Origin of the sequence: Arthrobacter sp. KNU40, assembly GCF_051515115.1 — a bacterium.
Lineage (GTDB): Bacteria > Actinomycetota > Actinomycetes > Actinomycetales > Micrococcaceae > Arthrobacter.
Genome location: NZ_CP195850.1, coordinates 4,916,685 through 4,934,847, shown reverse-complemented (window position 1 = coordinate 4,934,847; position 18,163 = coordinate 4,916,685). Strand labels below are relative to the sequence as shown.

19 protein-coding genes and 1 riboswitch are annotated in these 18,163 nt (G+C 65.6%); of the genes, 10 read left to right on the top strand and 9 right to left on the bottom strand.

Features of this window, described 5'->3' with window-relative positions; genetic code table 11:
- Positions 1 to 3 precede the first annotated feature (3 nt).
- The 3 genes from ACSKT0_RS23005 to ACSKT0_RS22995 all read right to left on the bottom strand — a co-directional run bounded on the left by ACSKT0_RS23005 (position 4) and on the right by ACSKT0_RS22995 (position 1,931).
- Entirely contained in the window at positions 4 to 714 is a 711-nt protein-coding gene (locus ACSKT0_RS23005; protein WP_437771789.1) for a GerMN domain-containing protein, read from the bottom strand.
- A 166-nt stretch (positions 715 to 880) separates the two neighbouring features.
- Complete coding sequence (locus ACSKT0_RS23000; protein WP_437771788.1) at positions 881 to 1,279, bottom strand: DUF1801 domain-containing protein; 399 nt, start codon at positions 1,277 to 1,279, stop codon at positions 881 to 883.
- A gap of 88 nt (positions 1,280 to 1,367) precedes the next feature.
- Entirely contained in the window at positions 1,368 to 1,931 is a 564-nt protein-coding gene (locus tag ACSKT0_RS22995; RefSeq protein WP_437771787.1) for an NAD(P)H-dependent oxidoreductase, read from the bottom strand.
- A 123-nt stretch (positions 1,932 to 2,054) separates the two neighbouring features.
- On the opposite strand from ACSKT0_RS22995, the gene ACSKT0_RS22990 reads away from it, so the two are divergent.
- From ACSKT0_RS22990 to ACSKT0_RS22970, 5 genes are all read left to right on the top strand, one after another.
- Complete coding sequence (locus ACSKT0_RS22990) at positions 2,055 to 2,666, top strand: TetR/AcrR family transcriptional regulator (RefSeq protein WP_437771786.1); 612 nt, start codon at positions 2,055 to 2,057, stop codon at positions 2,664 to 2,666.
- A 42-nt stretch (positions 2,667 to 2,708) separates the two neighbouring features.
- Positions 2,709 to 3,755 carry a Gfo/Idh/MocA family protein gene (locus tag ACSKT0_RS22985; protein ID WP_437771785.1) on the top strand — a complete coding sequence of 349 codons (1,047 nt, stop codon included), beginning with the start codon at positions 2,709 to 2,711 and terminating at the stop codon, positions 3,753 to 3,755.
- Between the two features lie 136 nt (positions 3,756 to 3,891).
- On the top strand, positions 3,892 to 4,554 hold the full coding sequence (locus ACSKT0_RS22980) for a hypothetical protein (RefSeq protein ID WP_437771784.1): 663 nt from the start codon (positions 3,892 to 3,894) through the stop codon (positions 4,552 to 4,554).
- Between the two features lie 133 nt (positions 4,555 to 4,687).
- Positions 4,688 to 5,236: an RNA polymerase sigma factor gene (locus ACSKT0_RS22975; protein WP_437771783.1), complete on the top strand. Its 549-nt coding sequence runs from the start codon at positions 4,688 to 4,690 to the stop codon at positions 5,234 to 5,236.
- Positions 5,233 to 5,988: a hypothetical protein gene (locus ACSKT0_RS22970; RefSeq protein WP_437771782.1), complete on the top strand. Its 756-nt coding sequence runs from the start codon at positions 5,233 to 5,235 to the stop codon at positions 5,986 to 5,988. The genes ACSKT0_RS22975 and ACSKT0_RS22970 overlap by 4 nt, the downstream gene beginning before the upstream one ends.
- A 390-nt stretch (positions 5,989 to 6,378) precedes the next feature.
- Here ACSKT0_RS22970 and ald read toward each other — a convergent pair whose 3' ends face one another.
- Positions 6,379 to 7,497, bottom strand: coding sequence for an alanine dehydrogenase (gene ald, locus ACSKT0_RS22965; RefSeq protein ID WP_437771781.1), 1,119 nt, complete (start codon positions 7,495 to 7,497; stop codon positions 6,379 to 6,381).
- Positions 7,498 to 7,717: 220 nt separating this feature from the next.
- On the opposite strand from ald, the gene ACSKT0_RS22960 reads away from it, so the two are divergent.
- Positions 7,718 to 8,932 carry a PucR family transcriptional regulator gene (locus ACSKT0_RS22960; protein WP_437771780.1) on the top strand — a complete coding sequence of 405 codons (1,215 nt, stop codon included), beginning with the start codon at positions 7,718 to 7,720 and terminating at the stop codon, positions 8,930 to 8,932.
- 228 nt (positions 8,933 to 9,160) lie between these two features.
- Positions 9,161 to 10,228 (top strand): hypothetical protein, encoded by a 1,068-nt coding sequence (locus ACSKT0_RS22955; RefSeq protein WP_437771779.1) that lies wholly within the window; start codon positions 9,161 to 9,163, stop codon positions 10,226 to 10,228.
- A 19-nt stretch (positions 10,229 to 10,247) separates the two neighbouring features.
- Positions 10,248 to 10,393: riboswitch (cyclic di-AMP (ydaO/yuaA leader) on the bottom strand.
- A gap of 84 nt (positions 10,394 to 10,477) precedes the next feature.
- Here ACSKT0_RS22955 and ACSKT0_RS22950 read toward each other — a convergent pair.
- Positions 10,478 to 11,602 (bottom strand): flavin-containing monooxygenase, encoded by a 1,125-nt coding sequence (locus ACSKT0_RS22950; protein WP_437771778.1) that lies wholly within the window; start codon positions 11,600 to 11,602, stop codon positions 10,478 to 10,480.
- 40 nt (positions 11,603 to 11,642) lie between these two features.
- Here ACSKT0_RS22950 and ACSKT0_RS22945 point away from each other — a divergent pair, with 40 nt between their 5' ends.
- Positions 11,643 to 12,263 (top strand): TetR/AcrR family transcriptional regulator, encoded by a 621-nt coding sequence (locus ACSKT0_RS22945; protein ID WP_437771777.1) that lies wholly within the window; start codon positions 11,643 to 11,645, stop codon positions 12,261 to 12,263.
- A gap of 7 nt (positions 12,264 to 12,270) precedes the next feature.
- On the opposite strand, the gene ACSKT0_RS22940 is transcribed toward ACSKT0_RS22945, so the two are convergent.
- Positions 12,271 to 12,669 carry a helix-turn-helix domain-containing protein gene (locus ACSKT0_RS22940; RefSeq protein ID WP_437771776.1) on the bottom strand — a complete coding sequence of 133 codons (399 nt, stop codon included), beginning with the start codon at positions 12,667 to 12,669 and terminating at the stop codon, positions 12,271 to 12,273.
- 60 nt (positions 12,670 to 12,729) lie between these two features.
- On the opposite strand from ACSKT0_RS22940, the gene ACSKT0_RS22935 reads away from it, so the two are divergent.
- Together ACSKT0_RS22935 and ACSKT0_RS22930 are read left to right on the top strand one after the other, a co-directional pair.
- A complete protein-coding gene (locus tag ACSKT0_RS22935; protein ID WP_437771775.1) occupies positions 12,730 to 13,506 on the top strand; it encodes a TetR/AcrR family transcriptional regulator in 777 nt (258 codons plus the stop codon).
- A gap of 108 nt (positions 13,507 to 13,614) precedes the next feature.
- A complete protein-coding gene (locus ACSKT0_RS22930) occupies positions 13,615 to 14,880 on the top strand; it encodes an acyl-CoA dehydrogenase family protein (protein ID WP_437771774.1) in 1,266 nt (421 codons plus the stop codon).
- Between the two features lie 153 nt (positions 14,881 to 15,033).
- Here ACSKT0_RS22930 and ACSKT0_RS22925 read toward each other — a convergent pair whose 3' ends face one another.
- The 3 genes from ACSKT0_RS22925 to ptsP form a co-directional block, all read right to left on the bottom strand.
- Positions 15,034 to 16,008 carry a class I SAM-dependent methyltransferase gene (locus tag ACSKT0_RS22925; protein WP_437771773.1) on the bottom strand — a complete coding sequence of 325 codons (975 nt, stop codon included), beginning with the start codon at positions 16,006 to 16,008 and terminating at the stop codon, positions 15,034 to 15,036.
- 124 nt (positions 16,009 to 16,132) lie between these two features.
- Positions 16,133 to 16,411, bottom strand: coding sequence for an HPr family phosphocarrier protein (locus ACSKT0_RS22920; protein ID WP_437771772.1), 279 nt, complete (start codon positions 16,409 to 16,411; stop codon positions 16,133 to 16,135).
- A 39-nt stretch (positions 16,412 to 16,450) separates the two neighbouring features.
- A complete protein-coding gene (gene ptsP, locus ACSKT0_RS22915) occupies positions 16,451 to 18,139 on the bottom strand; it encodes a phosphoenolpyruvate--protein phosphotransferase (protein WP_437771771.1) in 1,689 nt (562 codons plus the stop codon).
- Positions 18,140 to 18,163 lie beyond the last annotated feature (24 nt).

Here is an 18,163-nt window from a genome sequence, read left to right as displayed (position 1 = left end):
ACCTCAGCGCAAACTCAGGACGTCCGCCAGGGTGTTCCCGTCGATGTAGATCGCGGCCTGGGATGCCCCGGTAGCCGCCACCGCTGTCTGCGCCAGCTGGGTTTCGACCCGCGGGTGGTCGCACACGCCTCCAGGACGAAGTGACCCGCTCAGGTTCACGACGGCGGTGGTGCCGTCGAGGTAGCCCGATACGTAGCGCAGCGCCGAGCCAGAGAGTGCGTTGTACAAACCTGCCCGTGACGCGGTTCCATCGGGTGCCAGTAGTTGACCCATTGCCACGGTCAGCGGGTCGCTGCCCGGAGGGGCGGCGACGTGCACAGCTACCAGGCTGTCGTCGCAGCCGAACCGCACGCCGCGGCTGCCGCCGTCGCCGATTGCCACGAAATACACAGTGGTTCCAGTCGATTCGCCGGCGGTTGGGAGGGGCGAAGGAACCGGAACGGCTGCGGGTGCCAGCGGGCTCGCCGTGGTTGGCCGCGGTGCCGCGGTAGGTGCGTTGATGTACGGGGGAGGAGCCGGAAGAGGCATGGGAATCGGCCCGGTAACAGGCTCCTGCGTCCCCTGGGCGAAGCCGGGTGAGCCTGTTTGTGCGGAGCGCGACCCGCCCGGATCGCCACCGTCTGGGGGCGCGCAGCCGGCCAGACTCAGCGCGAGGGACAGGCACAGCGCGGCGACAGTCGTCGTCGTGCATTCCACGCCGCGTCCGACCCGCATGACAGCCCCCCGCTCCTGCCCTGATCACCCCTGGTGCCTGTAACTCAACGTTACGGCTGGCCGCCCGGGTGTGGACCGCTCTGTCCATGACGGTTCGGCCTCAGCTCAGTCACGGAATGGTAGCGGTGCGGTGACGCCTTGCTTCCTTTTCGAAGGGCGTTCCGGGCTAGTCCGTTTCCTTGATCTTCCGCCAGCCGCCGCTGCGGTTGTTCGCAGCGATCTGCCGCAGCATTGTGGTGAGCGGTGCGCGGGGAATCTCGTCGTGCTGGTGGAAGGCGATCATGCGGGCGGTCTTGTTGTCGTGCCCCGATGTGATGATGTTGTCCGGGTCGGGGACAATCGCGCCGTCGTAAAGGAACAGGTTCACGTGGTCCTTGGCTGCGAGCAGCGCGCAAACGTTGCCATCAAGGACGAAATAAGGCCTCGTGCGGCGCTTGACCGTCTCGACGATTTCAGGCTCGGCTTCATGGATGAGGTCGCGTAGTTGCTCGGCGATCGCGCGTTGCCAATCCGGGAGGGCCTCAAGGTAGGCGTCGACGTCGGGATGGCGCTTGTACTCGGCCATGCCGCCATCGTACCGACAAAGAATGCCCCCGCCCACACCTCAAGGGCGGGGCAGGGGCACTCTCGCGGCGCGGGGCGAACCGGAGGGACTAGGCTGCTACTTCTTCCTGGACTGCGGTCAGCGGCTCGAAGATGCCCTTGATCTGCTCGACAACTTCGGCGTCGTCCTTCGGGTGCAGTTCAGCGAAGCGGATCATGGAGCCCGGAACGGCGAGCTTGACGTCCTCGAGGACCTTGGCGCCCGCGATGCCGGCTGCCTTACGGGCCTCGTCCTGCGCCCAGACGCCACCGAACTGGCCAAAAGCGGTACCGACGACGGCGGTCGGCTTGCCTGCCAGCGCACCGGCGCCGAACGGGCGGGACAGCCAGTCGATGGCGTTCTTGAGGGATGCCGGCATGGTGCCGTTGTGTTCCGGCGTGACAAGCAGGATGGCGTCGGCTGCGGCGGCAGCAGCGCGGAGGGCTGCGGCTTCGGCGGGAACCTGGCCCTCGACGTCGATGTCTTCGTTGTAGAACGGGATGTTGCCGAGGGAGCCGTGGATCTGTACTTCGACGTTTTCGGGGGCGTTGAGCTGGATGGCTTCGGCGAGCTTGCGGTTGTGGGAATCGGCGCGGAGGCTGCCAACGAGGGCGAGAACGGTGTTCTTGGACATGGGAACTCCTTGGGTCTGGCCGCGGACGGTGCCGCAGGCGCTCGGTTGTGGAGGCTTTTGCTGCCTTCGTAGATTCTAAACGGACTGCGGTCCGCTTAATATTCCCAAGGCTAGAATGTTTCTGTGAGCCTCATCCCCATCCGGCCCGGGTTGCCCCTCGGGACGCAGCCGGAGCGCAGTGACGCCGCGCGTAACCGCGAACGGCTCCTTCAAGCTGCGAGGGATCTCGTGGCTGAGCACGGCGTGGATGCTGTCACTATGGACATGCTCGCGTGCAGGGCCGACGTCGGGAAGGGGACCGTCTTCCGCCGTTTCGGCAGCAGGGCAGGACTCATGATGACTCTCCTGAGCGACGCGGAAGCCGAATTCCAGCGCGAGTTCATCTTCGGTCCGCCGCCGCTGGGTCCCGGAGCGCCCCCGCTTGAACGCCTCATTGCCTTCGGCGAAGCACGCATCAAATATGTCGAAGAATACGGCGAGCTGGCGCGCGCCGCGGCGGAGCATTCCCCGCAGAATCGGCACGACGCCCCACCGGTCGTGTTGTGGCACCGGCACATCGAGATGCTGCTGCGGGAGGCGGGCCTGGACCGCGATCCTTGGCTGCTGGCTCTTTCCCTCGGCGCCACCCTGGATCCTGAACGCATGCTCCATGCCCTTCGCTCTCACGGGGTCGCGCCGGAGCGCCTTGCGGCGTCGTGGCGCGAGCTCGTCACGCGCCTGCTGAAAGACTGCTGACATTACCTTCGCCGGGCCACCTTCGCCCGGTAGCGTAGCTGCATGACCCACACACCGATCCGCACCGCCGTCGTCGGCTTTGGCCTTTCCGGCAGTGTCTTTCACGCGCCGTTCATTGCAGCCAATCCCGCGTATTCCCTCGACGTCATCGCCACTTCGGACGCAGGCCGTAAGGCCAAAGCCGAGGAACAGTATCCGGGCACGAGGACCGTGGACAGCCCGGAAGACGTCCTGGCGCTTGCCGGGGAGCTGGACCTCGTGGTGCTCGGCACGCCGCCGGCGACCCATCACCCGCTCGCGAAGGCGGCGCTGGAAGCCGGGCTCGACGTCGTCGTGGACAAGCCATTCGCCGTGAGCAGCGCGCAGGGGCAGGAGCTGATCGAGCTGGCCGCGAGGCTGGGCCGCGTGCTGACGGTCTACCAAAACCGGCGCTGGGACGGCGACGCCCTCACGGTGAAGAAGCTGCTCGACGCCGGCACGCTGGGCGAAGTCATGCGCTGCGAAGCTTCAATGGAGCGGTGGGCGCCCGAAATCAGCAAGGCGTGGAAGGTCGGCGCCACGGCCAACGACGGCGGTGGGCTGCTCTTCGACCTGGGAACCCACCTGTTGGACCTGGCGCTGCAGATGTTCGGTCCCGGCGAAGTCATCCACGCAGAAATACTGGCGCGACGGCCCCAGGAAAAGGCTGACGACGATGTCTTCCTGGTCCTGAAGCACACCTCCGGAGTGCTCAGCCACGTCGCCATGAACGTCAACAGCCAGCTTCACGCTCCACGCTTCCGCATCCTGGGCAGCAAGGGTGGCTTCGTGAAGTACGGAATCGATCCGCAGGAACCATTCATCCTCGCGGGCGGCCGCCCCACGGATGGCAGCTACGGCGTCGACGATCCGCACCACTACGGCACACTGGAAATCGACGGCGTGCGGACCTCGGTGCCCACTGAGCGCGGCGCCTACCAGGAGTTCTACCGGATCCTTGCGGAGAAGATCGCCGACGGCGGTGCAGCCTCCGCTTTGCCGCTCCCCGTGGATCCGGCCGGGCCGGTCGAGGTACTCAAGCTGATTGAGCAGGCCAGAGCCCTCGCGTGAAAGTTTTTTTGGATCGGGCGTAACCTCGCCGGGACCTCCAGCGATGTAAGGGGAGTGTGGACAACGTCCGCACTGATCATCCGGTAGCGACAAAGCCGCTGCCGGAGCAGTCCCAAAACGTTTGTCGGAGGGTTCCATGTCCTTGTTCACTGTCCTTGCCACCAGCAAAATCGCCGCCGGCGTCCTTGCCGCCGGAGCTGTAGCGGTTGGCGGAACCGGCGTCGCAGCCTTCAACGGAGCGCTTCCCAACGATCTGCAGAAGAGCGCACACGAGATGCTCGGAGCCCCGGCTCCGGCCGCATCCAAAGCAGCTGAGTCCGCAGAGTCCAAGACGGCCGAGGCGGCCAAGATGGCGACCTCCAAGGCCACTGACGCCGCCGCCGACGCGAAGTCCAAGGCCGCGGACGCCGTCGACGACGCAAAGTCCAAGGCCGCAGCAGCAGTCGCATCGGCCAAGGCCACCTCACCCGAGGCGTTCGGCCTCTGCACCGCCTTCCTCAACGGCGGCCTGAAGGCTGACACCAAGGTGCCCGGCTACTCCTCGCTGGTTGTTGCCGCTGGCGGCGAAGCCAACGTCAACGCACACTGCGCAACTGTAGTTAGCGAAGGCAAGGCTGCCGGCTTGAAGGCTGACGGTTCCGCTTCCGCCAAGGCGGACGCCGATGGAAACGCCGCACTGCCTGCTACGCCTGCCGTACCGGCGGTTCCCGCAGTGCCGTCCGCACCAGCCGTCCCCGCTGTGCCGTCCCAGGTGCCGACGGTGCCTGTGCACGTGCCGTCCGATTCTGTCCGCCCGTAACACTGCGGCTACGCTTGAACGGCGGGGCTCCTTGGCTAAATGACAAGGAGCCCCGCGACGCAACAGACTGCAGCAGTGGTCATTTCCCAGGCCAGGGACGATGACCGCGCTGCGTGGGATGGAGGGGTCGCGGGTGCTTGACCCTTTGGCTGATGAATATTTGCAGGCGGACGAGGAAGATCCCGCACTGCTCTTCACAGCTGCCTACAACGAGTTTTCCGGACCGGTGTTTGGATACCTACGCGCCCGCGGCGTAGACGATCCGGAAGCAGTTACCCAGGACGTGTTCCTGGCGCTTTATCCCAAACTGGATTCCCTCCGCGGAGGTCTCCAGGGGGCCAAGACCCTGCTCTTCTCCATAGCGCACGCGCGAATGGTGGATCACTATCGCAAACGGGAACGCACCCCTGATTCCGCGCCCTATGAATCCGATCTGGATTCGCGACGCGCCCCTTCAGCCGAGGACCAGGCATTCGGGCACGGGGAAGGCCTGGGTGTAACCGAGCTACTGGCCGACCTCAACCCCGACTACCGGGAGGTCCTGGCACTACGGGTCGTGGCGGACCTTTCGTTGGAAGAAACCGCGGACATCATGGGCAAATCCCAGGGAGCCGTGAAGCAGTTGCAGCGCAGGGCATTGAGTGCACTGAGAGAACGTGCACTACTAAGGAATGGCACATGATGAGCGAAAAATCCGCATCCTTCGGCGAGCAAGGCATTGACCGCCTGCTTGCTGATGCCGGGCTCGACGAAGCGTACGAGATCCGGACCGAGCTGCTGGAACTGCGCGCCCTTGCGAGCACCCGGCCACAGCCCTCGGCGGCTGTCCAAGCCTTGATGGCACCGGCCGGCGCGGCGATCGCGCCTGTTGAGACTGTTGCGCCTTTTGAAGCTGTTACCGCTGTGGAGGCGGCTTCCGGCGCCGCGGCTGCACCTGTTGATGAACTGGCCGCCCGTCGCAGCAAGAAGGCCCGGCTGACCTTCGCTGCTGTTGCCGTTGCGGCTTCGCTTGCTGCCGGTGCTACCGCTGCGGCCGCGTCCGACGGCGGCATTCCGGGAACGATTGAACACTTGGGTGCCGTGGTGGGATCGGTCGTCTCCCAGCTCACCCCTGGGTCTGGCGGCAACGCTCCGCAACAGCAGGGAACGCGCCCGGAGCTAGTTCCGATGCCCACCCAGGGGACCGGCAATCCCGCGTCGCCTTCGCCGGAGTCCTCCAGCCCCGGCGCCCAAAACAAGAACACGCGTCCGTCGCCGCACGCCACACCCGGCGCTACCGGGTCCGAGTCGGATCCGCGTAAAGAATTGCAGGACATCGCCAAGGGCCGCCCGGGACCGATTACGATCCCGACGCCCGCGTTCCCAACGCCCACGCTTCCCTTGCCTCAGCCCGTTCCCTCCGAGATCCTTCCGGGCAGCCCGATCAAGCCGTAACCGGTCCTGGAGTGTCCGGCGTCATGCTCGGCTGATTTGCTCAGGCGGCCGGGGGTACTCCATTAGACGCTCCTGCAGATATGGCCTATTTTCACCCGACGCTCGCTCACCAATACGCCTGATACCTTCAACGCTCGCTCAGAAGATCTGAGCGAGCGTCGGGCCAAAATGCCCTAAAAGTGAGCGAGCGTCGCTGAAAACCCCGACGGCGAGGTGCCTCTTCCCGTGGAAGCCGGACCCCGCCGTCGTGATCGTTAAGGGTGATCCGCTGCTCCGTAACTGTCGTTCTGAAGGCTCAAAAACGACAGTTACGTGGGCCCACGCCGGCGAGGGCCCCGGCCTGAGCTTGCGAAGGCAGGGAGCCGGTGGGGAGCAGTCGATGGAGAGAAACTACGCCGAAACCAGGTTGTGCCAGTCGGCGACGAGGGGCAGGTTGTGCGCCTCGGAAACCGAGTGGTGAGCCACGTGGCCTGCCGCGATGTTGAGGCCGGCTGCGAGGGCGGGGTCGCGGTCGAATGCGGCCCTGACGCCCAGGTTGGCCAGTGACACCGCGTAGCGCAGGGTGACGTTGGTCAGAGCGTAGGTGGACGTGTTCGGAACGGCGCCGGGCATGTTGGCGACGCAGTAGAAGATCGTGTTGTGGACCTTGTACGTGGGTTCCTGGTGCGTGGTGGGGTGTGTGTCCTCGAAGCAACCGCCCTGGTCCACCGCAATGTCCACCAGCACGGAGCCGGGCTTCATGCGGGAGACCAGCTCGTTGGTGACAAGCTTGGGGGCCTTGGCGCCTGGGATCAGCACGGAACCGATGACGAGGTCGGCGTCGACCACGGACTTCTCGATCTCGTACGCGTTGGACGCGACGGTCTTCAGGCGGCCCTGGTAGAGGGCATCCAGTTCGCGGAGGCGGTTGATGTTGATGTCCATGATGGTGACGTCGGCGCCCAGGCCCAGGGCCATGGCGGCGGCGTTGGTACCGGCAACACCGGCGCCGAGGACAACAACCTTGGCCGGGCGGACACCCGGGACGCCGCCCAGCAGCACGCCCTTGCCACCGGCCGGAGCCATGAGGGAGGAAGCGCCGACGACAACCGACAGGCGGCCTGCGACCTCGGACATCGGTGCCAGGAGGGGCAAGGCGCGGCCGTCCTGGACGGTTTCGTAGGCGATGGCCGTGACGCCGGAGTTGATGAGTTCCTGGGTCAGCTCGGGCTCGGCGGCCAAGTGCAGGTAGGTGAAGAGGATCAGGCCCTTGCGGAAGCGGTGGTACTCGGCGCTGATGGGTTCCTTGACCTTCATGACCATGTCGGCGCGGGCCCAGACGTCGTCGGCTTCAACCACGATCTCCGCACCGGCAACCGCGTATTCCTCGTCCGTGATACCGGAGCCCAGGCCTGCGCCCCGTTCCACCAGCACGGTGTGGCCGTGGGTGCGGAACTCGTGAACGCCCGCGGCCGTGATGGCAACGCGGAATTCGTTGTTCTTGATCTCTTTGGGGACACCGATGATCATTTTGGGCTCCATCTTCGAAAGGCTTCAACGGCCTTTTTCTCTGCGGGGGACTGTGATTCCAGAATAAATCCGCTGTGAGCCAGCCGACAGGAAAGGCGATCGCCGCCGTTGCTGGCTTCCCCGGAATTCCGGGGCTTTTGCCGCTCGCGGCTCGACATTTGTCGAACTTGGGAGCGTCAGGTGTCGCCTGATGTTCGTGGGGCAAAGTAGTGTTTTCTCCATGCAGCAAGACGTGGAGAAAATCGTCGAGGACGTAGCACTCAAGTTGGGCCGCGGCCTCTCCTTGGAAGACCTCGACGGCGTGCTGCTCGCCTACAGTTCCAACCAGTCCCACGCGGACCGCGTGCGCGTGAATTTCCTCCTGAGCAAGCGGGTTCCCGTGGACGTCAGTGCGTGGCAGCTCTCGCACGGCATCGCTACCGCGGTGCGTCCCGTCGTCGTGCCCGCCAATGAGGAACTCGGGATGGTGGGGCGTGTCTGCGTGCCGCTTCTGGTGCGCGGATTCCGCGTCGGGTACCTCTGGGTCCAGCAAGACCTTGACGAGCAGACCGCGACGGCGATACTCGCCGAGTTGCCGGGCGTCCGGGACGAGTTGGACCTCCTCGCGGGGTTGCTGCTCGATTCCAATACGGCCGAGTCTGAGTTCCGGCGCCGCCGTGAGCAGGAATTCCTGGCTGCATGCCAGGGCGAGTCCAATGCGGTGGCGGCCGTGGCGGGATGGAAGGAGATTCAAGGCCGGGGACCGTGGCAGCTGGTTACCGTGCTCGATGCGGAGGACAGCGGCGGCGTCTCGGATCCGATCGCGGCGACCCTGACGCACCGTTCCGCCGCGCTCCAGGCCACTATCGGGGTCGATTCCGTGCTTTTCAGCGCCGGCACGGAGACGCACTCGGTCTTGTTGTTCCGCGAAACCAGCGGACGGGCGGAGCATGCCCAGGTCTTGGTCCACTACCAGCTGGAACTCGCCAAGCGCGCCGGCCGGAAGGTGGACCGGGTCATTCTCGGCATCAGCGAGCCGTTTTCAGTCGTCCGCCAACTGGACAGGGCATACCGGCAATCGAAACTCGCGGCCCAGGCTGCCGCCGTTGATCCCCCGCTCGGCGAGCTTGTGGACAGTCGCTCGGCCGGGATCTACCAATTGTTCGAACGGCTACAAGCGCCCGGAGGCTGGGATGATTCGGGCTCGGCGCAATTTCAGGAGATCGAGGATGCGGACCGCAATGGCGAGCTGCTGCCCGTGCTCGAATTGCTTTACGACAGCGACGGTTCGGTCCAGGACGTGGCCACGAAGCTGCACTTGCACCGGAGCAGCATCTACAACCGGCTGGCCAGGGTCCGCCAGCTTATCGGTGCTGATCCCTTGAATGGCGCTGTCCGCCTCGAACTCCACGCAACGCTCAAAGCGCGTCGCTGGGCGGGCCGGCCGCGGATTTGAAGCGCTGGTAACGGAAGCCGCGTTGGCCTACTTGTTGAACTGCCTCAACTGAAGGCTGCAGCGCCAGCGGTCCGGGCGGTACTGAATCATCTGTGTCCGCGTGTGCCGGCAGCACCGCCCGTGCCATTCGACGGCGAATGTTCGATGCTGTCCCATCCTCATTGCAGGACCTTGGTTGCTGCGTCCAAAATCGACCCAAGATCAACGCCCGGCTGCGTGGGTTGTGGCGTGGGAGCAGGACTGGCCGGGGTCCGCGGCTTCCAAGAACCTGTGGGCGCGGGGGAGGGCGTGCTGGTCTGGGGTGGAGTCGGCGTGGGGGTCGTTGGCCCTGTTGGAACCGGGCTGGGAGACGGCGCGGGCTGGGACGGAACCGGACTGGAAGGAACAGGCACCGGAGTGAGGCTTGGGGGCAGCGCTGACGGGACGGCAGGAACCGGGACCGCAGGAACCTGGACGGAGATCGACGGCGCCGGGGCGCTCGACGGTACGACGGCGGCGGGTCCTTGCGGCGAATGTTGCGCCGGGTCCGCGGCGGTCTGGCCGGACTTGGCGCTGGGGGTAGCTGCCGTAGGTGATGCCGCAGCGCTGGGGGAAGTGCTTGGCGTCGTGGACGGAGCGCCGGATTGCGTGGAGCCTTGGCTGTCAGCGCTGGCAGCGTCCTGGGCGCGGGATTCCTGGCCGAAGAAGGGCAACTCGAGGGCTTGGCCCAAGGAACCGGCGGCCAACAAGATGCCTAACGCACCTGTCACCACTGCCATTCGGTTGCTCATGGTCCGGACGGCGGCGGCCTTCTTGAGGACGGCATGTGGTTCACGGCTGAAGGACGAACCGGTGAACGACGCCGGCCCGACGCCGGGACGGAGTGCCGCCGGGATTTCCGTTGCAGCTGCGTTCTCGGCTTTGGTCGATTCAGCTGTCGCGCGGGCCAGGGTCGCAGCAGACACCGTTGGAATGGCTGCGGTGGCGGGTTCTGACGGCGCGGGGACCATCGCTGGGGCGGCCACTGTCGGAATGGCCGCGGTCGCTGGTTCTGCTGGCTCGGCAGCCACCGTCGGAGCCGTCACCGTCGGAATGGCCGCGGTTTCGCTGGCTTGGGAAGCACGCTTCCGTTCGGCCGCGCGGGCGGCCGCCCGCGTGGTGGGCACCGCCGTCGTCGGGGTTGCCGCGGGGGTGGGTGCCGCCGTCGAACTCAAAGGTTCGGAAGCCGGTGCAGCGATGAACGGTTCGCTGTCTTTGGCCCGACGGCGTCCGGTTGCTTTGGTGCTCTCGCCCGCCACTTGGGCACGGCGAGGCTGATCCATGGTTGGGGACATGGTGATTGCCTCTCAACGCCTTCGAGGTTAGCTGTCGGGTTCGGACGAGGCCGTCCGGCCGCGCATGGCGGCTTCACCCCAAGGGCCTGAAGTGGGCCCGGAGACTCTGGGTCCCCCGTCTCTGCCGCGGGTCTGGCGGATTCCGTGTTGCGGCAGAGCTCGGCGTCAACCCGGAAGCGGCCCGGTTGGGGACTGGGTCGCCCCTCGACGTTACAACAGCCGGCATGCAAAGTCACATTTGAGTAACGGGCGCGGCGACCCGTTTTTGCCCGGCCTGCCCGGCGATGAGTCCGGCGACGTGTTCGGCGTCGCGGCCGACCCCGCCAACGAGGCCAGAGGTCAGACCGTATTGGAAGGGCATGCCCACAAAGAATAGTCCCGGGAGCTGTTCAACGGCGCCCCGGCAAGTGAGCGGCCAGCCATCCGCATCCGTGGGAAGTCCCGGGATCCAGCCAAAGTCCGGTCGGTAACCTGTAGCCCAAATCACCGTGGTCACCGGGATCGCGTGGCCTTCGTCAGTCAGTGGTTGGCCATCGCGTGTCCCCGCCAGGCGTGGCAAGCGAGTGACTCCCGCGGCGTCGAGCTCTCGGATTGAGGCCCGGATCAGAGGCGCGCCGTGCTTCGTGAACCCGACCGCGACTTTGCGGCCGATAGGGGTGGACCTGTTCAGCACCTTGTGGATGAAGAGCCACCAAAGCCCGCCGGCGTATCGCGTCACCGGGGCCGGAATGTGGAACGGAGGGGTTCCGGCAATGTAGGTGCGGTGGGTAGGTGCGAGTTCCAAAGCGATTTCGACGCCGGAGGTGCCTGAGCCGACCACCAGGACATCTCCGGGCGGAACCGAGTCCGGGTTGGTGTATTCCGCTCCGTGCAGTTGGTGGATGCCGGGGATCAGATCATTAGCGAACGCCGGGATCCGTGGCTGCGTATTCGGGCCTGTGGCAACAACAACGTTCTTGGCCAGGATCGACCCGGAGCTCGACTGCACCCGGAACCGGCCGTCCTCCCGCTCGATGCCTACGACGTGGGCGCCATGGCGTACCGGGAGTTCCCAGTTCCTGGCGTACTCCTCGAGGTATTCGGCCATGGCGTCTTTTCCGGGGAAGCTCCCTCGGGCGGCGGGAAATGGCATGCCGGGAAGCGAATCGTGCTGCGCCGGGGTGAAGAGCCGCAAGGAATCCCATCGGTTCCGCCACACGTCGCCGACCCGGTCCTGCGAGTCCAGGATGAGGAAGTCTTGCCGGTGTTTCTTCAGGTGGAATCCGGTGGCGAGCCCTGCCTGCCCGGCGCCCACAACCACGGTGTCCACTGGCTCATTGCTGTTCATCGCGAAGCCTCCTGAGGTGTTCGAGGTCATTAGAATAGCATTCCAGTCACTAGAATGCTATTCTTTTTCCGTGGAAATCCGGCACAATGACAGACGGTTAGCTCAAGCTGTCGCAACCAAGGCTGCCGTGGTGGAGGCCGCCCGGCAGCTGTTTCTGAGCAGGGGATACGTGGCCACCACCATCGGGGCCGTTGCCGAGCAAGCAGGCGTGGCTATCCAGACCATCTACAACTCGGTCGGCAACAAGGCCGCGTTGCTCTCGGCCGTGGTCGACGCGACGGCCGCGGGTCCGGATGCTCCCCGCACCGTCCCGGAGACTATGCGCGAGCGGACAGCCGCAGCCGCCGACGCGGGGGCGGTTCTAGCGTTGTTGGCCGACTGGTTCGCCGAGGTGAATCCGCGAACCAGCCAATTGTTCAGCGTCATGAGGCAGGCATCCGCCGTCGACGCCGAAGCGGCAAAAGTGGAGCGGGACCGGGCCGAAACCCGGCTGCGGAACTATGCCGAAGCTGCAGCGGCGGTCAGGCGGCGCGGGGCACTGACCTCCGGCATGAGCGACGAGCAAGCCGCTGCCGTGATCTGGTCGGTGGGCCATCCGGACACCTACCGATCACTCGTGCTGGATTTCGCCTGGGGGCTGGAGCGCTACCGGGATTGGGTCCACGCGGCGCTCAAGGCGGCCCTCGCCTAGCTTTCCGCTATTTGCGGGTGGATTCCTCGTTGCCCGCGGCCGTCTTCTTCTGGTTTTCCAGCCAGGCCATGATGTCCGCGAGCCTGATGCGCCGGTGCGTGCCGCGGTATTCCACCGGAATTTCGCCGCGGTCGGTCATGTTCCGCAGGTAGGTGTGCGAGATTCCCGCGAGCTCGGCCGCCCTCGACGTCGTGAGCATTTCCTCCACGCTGCTCACGGTCACCGCTTCGCCCCGGCCCAGCCTGCCGAGGAGGTCGACGACGGCGTCCCTCGCCTCATCCGGCAGCCGGTGGACCGTGCCGTCGACGAAGACGGTGATGTCGTTGCTGTCCTGGAGTGAGCGCGCCAGGTTCCGGGCGTCGTCCGCGGCCAAGCCAGGCGTCACGCGGGGAGCTATCAATGCCATGGCAGAAGCCTAGCCGCGCTCGAGGCTGCGCGCTTACGCCGCCGTGTTAGATTCACGCCTATGGTCAACTACCCCGCCAACCGGGATCCAGGCCCTGCCGTGGCCGCGGCAATCGAGCTACTGGTCCGGCAAGGTTACGACGCGACCTCCGTGGACGACCTCGCCGATGCCGCCGGGATCAGCCGAAGCACGTTTTTCCGCAAGTTCGGTTCCAAAGAGGACATCGTTTTCGCCGACCACGACCGTATTCTGGCGCGGGTTCAGGAGTTCCTTGCGGGGACCACGGCGGATCCGTTACGTGCCGTCGTGGACGCGGCGCTCTTGGTCTTCGGCCACCACGTGGGCAACCGGAAGACTTCCGTTGCCCGCTACGAACTTCTGCATCAAGTGCCCGCCCTTCGTGATCGTGAACTGGTCATGACACATCGTTATCAGCGGGCATTTAGGAATCATCTCCTTTCTGCGCTGCCCGAGGGTGAGGGCCGGGAGGTTACGGCCGTGGCCTTTGCCGCCTCGGTAGTCGCCGTGCACAACAGCGTCCTGCGCAAATGGCTGCGGGCTGTTGCTGCTGGCGAACGCGTCGAGGGTATTGAGTTGGCCGAACGCGTCGAGCGCGGGGCGCGGGAAGCTGAAGCCCATGAGTTGGCCGCCCGACTTGAGCGCGAATTGGGCGCCTTGGCCGATACCTTTGCCCCTGTTTCAGCCGGGCCGGCGGGTAGCGAGGCGGCCGGTGGGCCGTCCGCGGAAAGCGGCCGTCCCGCCGTCGTGGTTGCCGTCCTGGATCGGGCGGCGGGCACAGAACAGATCCTTCAAGCGGTCCGGGACGCTTTGGCTTAGCTCTTGATCCCGCAGAATTCTTTACTGACATTGAGTTCCTTGACATGAAACTGAGTGTCAGCGCATGCTGGGAGTCGTAGATCGAGACCCCAGAGCGAGGATTTCCCCATGCCGACGACGTCCGATAGCACTTCCGAAGAACTGGATGCCGTTTTTCCGCACGGCGCGGCTTTCCCGCCCGGCACCATGGAGCCCGAATACGTCCTGAACGAATCCCTGGACCCGGATCCGGCCTCCGTTTTCAAGGACATCAGCCGCGAAGACCGCGCTTACTGGGACCGGGCGCGGGCCTTCGTCCAGGACGAAGTGCTTCCGGTCATCACGGGGTACTGGGAGCGCGCGGAGTATCCGCTGCCGCTGGTGAAGCGCCTGGGTGAACTTGATCTGCTTCGCGACGGAATCAACATCGACGGGTTCCCGGCCATGAGTAAAACCGCCGCCGGACTGGTCACGATGGAACTGAGCCGCGGGGACGGCTCCATCGGCACGGTTGTTGCTGTCCAGGGCGGTTTGGCTCTGCGATCCGTGGCCGAATGCGGTTCCCCCGAGCAGCAGGCCCATTGGCTTCCAGCACTTGCCCGGGCCGAGGAATACGGCGCCTTCGCCTTGACCGAGCCGGCGCACGGCTCCGACTCCGTGGGACTCGAGACTACAGCGACGCCCGTCGAGGGCGGTTGTGTGCTCAACGGCGAAAAGAAATGGATCGGCAACGGCTCGATCGGCGGCCTGACCGTCGTCTGGGCCCGCGGCGACGACGGGCAAGTTCACGGATACCTTGTCCCGCAGGATTCGCCCGGATACTCGGCCACGACCATCGAAGGCAAGCTCTCACTCCGGGCCATCTGGCAGGCACACATCCGCCTTGAGAATGTCTTCGTCCCGGCGGAAAACGTGCTCCCGGGTGCCCGGACTTTCAAGGACACGGCCCGGGTGCTCTTGGCGACCAGGCTGGGAGTTGCCTGGTCCGCCGTCGGGCATGCCACTGCCTGCTACGAAACTGCTGTGCAGTACGCCGCCCAACGCCGGCAGTTCGGCCGCCCGCTGGCTGCCTCGCAAATTGTGCAGGAGCGTCTTGCCCGCATGCATTCAGAGCTCGCGATCATGCAGCTCATGGTCATGCAGATGACCAAGCTGGACGAAGAGGGCGCGCTGACTCCCGCCCAGGCGGCCCTCGCGAAGTTCACGTGCACCCGCACTGCCCGCAGTATCGCCTCGAACGCGCGCGACCTGCTCGGTGGCAACGGGATCCTGTTGGCCAACCGCGTGGCCCGGCACTTCGCCGACATAGAAGGCATCCATACCTATGAAGGCACAGAGACTGTCCAAGCGTTGATCATCGGACGCTCAATCACGGGTATCTCCGCCTTCGTCTAAGCGGCGTCCCCCGCACCACAGCCGCCCCCGGCTCCCGCGCCCCCCGCGACGCTCGCTCACTTATACGGCCAAAATCTCGGACGCTCGCTCAGATATGAACCCAATCGACGTAACGCTCGCTCAGATATGTGCGGACGCTGGGGCCATGAAGCGTCACTCCACCATGGCTATCGCGAAGCCACCCCACGCACGTTTCTTCTTGGTCTCGCGACCAAGCCCACGCTGTTCGAGGAGCGCCAACCCGACGGATCGGAGAAGTTCCGCTAGGCGATCCCGCGATGGCGGCGTCCTGTCCACGCCGAACTTCAACGGTTCGCCCGCCGCTTTGGCCGCCGCCCTCCCGAATCGCCAGTACGGTGTGCTCGACTCAAGGGTCTCGGTTGTGAAGTAGTCGAAGGCGAGCAAACTCCCTTTGGCACAACTCGCGACCTTCCGCAGCGTGTCCTCGATCGCTTCACGGTCGAGGTACATCGTGACGCCCTCCCACAGGAAAAGCGACGGACGCCCGACGTCGAACCCGGCGTCCACGAGTTTGGCGAGCCAGTCATCCTTCTCGAAGTCCGCGGGCACGAACGCGACCTTGCGTACGTCGATTCCCGCCTTGTCGAGTATTTCGCGCTTGACCGCTTGCGTATTTGGGGCATCTACCTCGAAGGAGCTGAGCGGCGTGTCCCGCGGGAGGCGATACGGGCGCGTATCGAAGCCGGCGCCAAGGATGACCAACTGGTCGATCCCGGGAAGTGCGCGGTCCAGGGCGCCGTCGAAGAAGGTGACCCTCGCCGATGCCTCGGCCCGTGGAGGTATCTCGCCCTCGAAGGGGTACCGGAAGGTCTTCGGGACGAAACCGGTGACGCGGTGCGCGAAGACCGTCGGCAAGAATGCCAAACGCATGCCCAGCCACGGAACGCCGGGCAGCAGGGGCAACAACCGATTCGCGGCCTGGTCTTCGCGCACGCCAAAATTGTGCATCGCCCACCTCGCGGAGAGCGGAGCCTGCGCGCTCGTCGAAACCCCGGAAGGTTTCGAGGACAGAAGCTTCCCCACCCAGATCACATAGCCGAGTAGCGAGACCGGAAGCAGCACAATGCTGAGCGCATAGAACGCGACGGCGCCATCCGGCTTGCGCATTTCCGGCTCCTTTCGGCTAATCAACTGTGAGCGAGCGTCGGCGGGAAGCCACCATATGTGAGCGAGCGTCGGAAAATAGGCGCTCATATCCGAGCGAGCGTTGGGTGGGTAAACCCAGGGACGCCTACTCCGCGTCGAGGTCCGTTTCCAGCAGTGTCACCAGGGAATCGAGGGCAGCGTCGGCGCCGTCGCCATCCGCGCGAAGCACGACGACGTCGCCCTTCGCGGCGCCGAGAGTCATGAGCGAAAGGATGCTGGCGGCGTCGAGCGCGTCGTCGGCAGGCGAACCGGCCATCGCGATGGACACCTCAACCGGGGATTCCACCGCAGCCTCGGCAAAAATCGCAGCCGGGCGGGCGTGCAATCCGGAGCGGCTGGCGATGGTGGCGGTGCGTTCGGGCATGGTTTCTCCTTGTATTCAGGTAAGACAGTACGGCTGGGCTCAGAGCCCGAGTTCCTCGAGGATCGGCAGCTTCGCGCGGACCCAGGCCTTTGCGTCGAGCGCATCGGGTGCACTGAGCGCCAGCCGCGCCAGCTCTTGGGCCTGTTCCAACGTCACCGTCTTGAGCACGGTTCCGACGGCGGCCAGCGAGCGGGCGGTCATGGACAGAGTGGACACGCCCAGGCCAACGAGCACGACGGCGAGGGCCGGGTCCGCGGCCGCTTCACCGCAGACGCCAACGGGTTTGCCGTTGCCCTCTTCCGCCGAGCCCGCGACGGTCAGCTGAACGAGTCGCAGAACCGCGGGCTGCCACGGGGTGTTGAGTTCGGCAAGGGGACCGAGTTGCCGGTCGGCGGCCATGGCGTACTGCGTGAGGTCGTTGGTGCCGAGGGACGCGAAGCCCACGTGGCGCAGGACCGACGCCGAGGTCAATGCCGCGGAGGGAACTTCCACCATCACGCCGGGCGTCTTGATTCCCGCGGCATCGCACATCGACGCGAAGTGGGCAGCCTCGGCCGCAGTCGAGATCATGGGTGCCATGACCCACACCTCGGCTTCTGATTCGTCGGCAGCGATGGCGATGGCCTCGAGCTGGCGGTCCAAAACACCGGGCGTGGTGAAGTCGGTGCGGTAGCCGCGCACACCCAGGGCCGGGTTGGGTTCGGTGGCGTCGGTGAGGAAGGGAAGGGGCTTGTCGGCGCCTGCGTCGAGGGTCCGGAGCACCACTTTCTTGCCCGGGAACGCGTCGAACACGCCCCTGTACGCGGCAGCCTGTTCCAGCACGGTCGGTTCCGTGTCGCGTTCCAGGAAGCAGAATTCGGTGCGGAAAAGGCCCACGCCTTGGGCACCCAGCGCAGCGGCCGCGGCAGCGTCCTTGGCCCCGCCGACGTTGGCGAGGAGGGGCACCAAGTGGCCGTCCGCCGTCGTGCCGTTTCCGTCAAAAACCGCCAGTGTAGCGGAATTTTCGACCCACGCGATGGCGGCCGCGCGTTGCTCTTCGGTGGGTTCGAGGGAGAGTGAGCCGGCAGCTCCGTCCACGAAGACTTCGGCGCCGTCAGGAATTTCGTCCACTCCGCGGGCCGCGACGACGGCGGGCAGGCCGAGCGAGCGCGCGATGATCGCGGTGTGTGACTGCGGTCCGCCGCCCGAGGTGACCAGTGCTGTCACGATCGCGGGGTCCAGCGTTGCGGTGTCGGCGGGAGCGAGGTCTTCAGCCACCAGGATGAACGGAGTGTCCGACGCCGGGATCCCCGGGGCGGGGACTCCGCGAAGTTCGGCGACGATCCGAGCGCGGACGTCCAGGACGTCAGTAGCGCGCTCGGCCATGTATCCGCCCAGGTTGTGGAGCATTTCGGACACGGAGGCGCCGGCTTCCCAGATGGCGCGTTCGGCGGAGCTGCCGTTGTTGTTGATGAGTTTGGTGGCCGACTTCAGGAGCATGGTGTCCTTGGCCATGAGCGCGGTGGCTTCCAGCACGGCCTTACCGTCTCCGCTGGCTTTGTCCGCGCGTGCTTTGAGTTCGTCGTGGACCGATTGGGCCGCCGCTTTCAGGCCCGCGACGGCGTCTTCCGCCGTGGTCGATGCGGCTAGCTGCTCGCCCGACGGCGGTTCGCTGACTGGTTTGGGCATCTGACGGATAGTGCCAATGACGCGGCCCGGGCTAACGCCTACTCCTTGGAAATTCTGCACTGAAATCCTCTGTTCCTGCTCTCG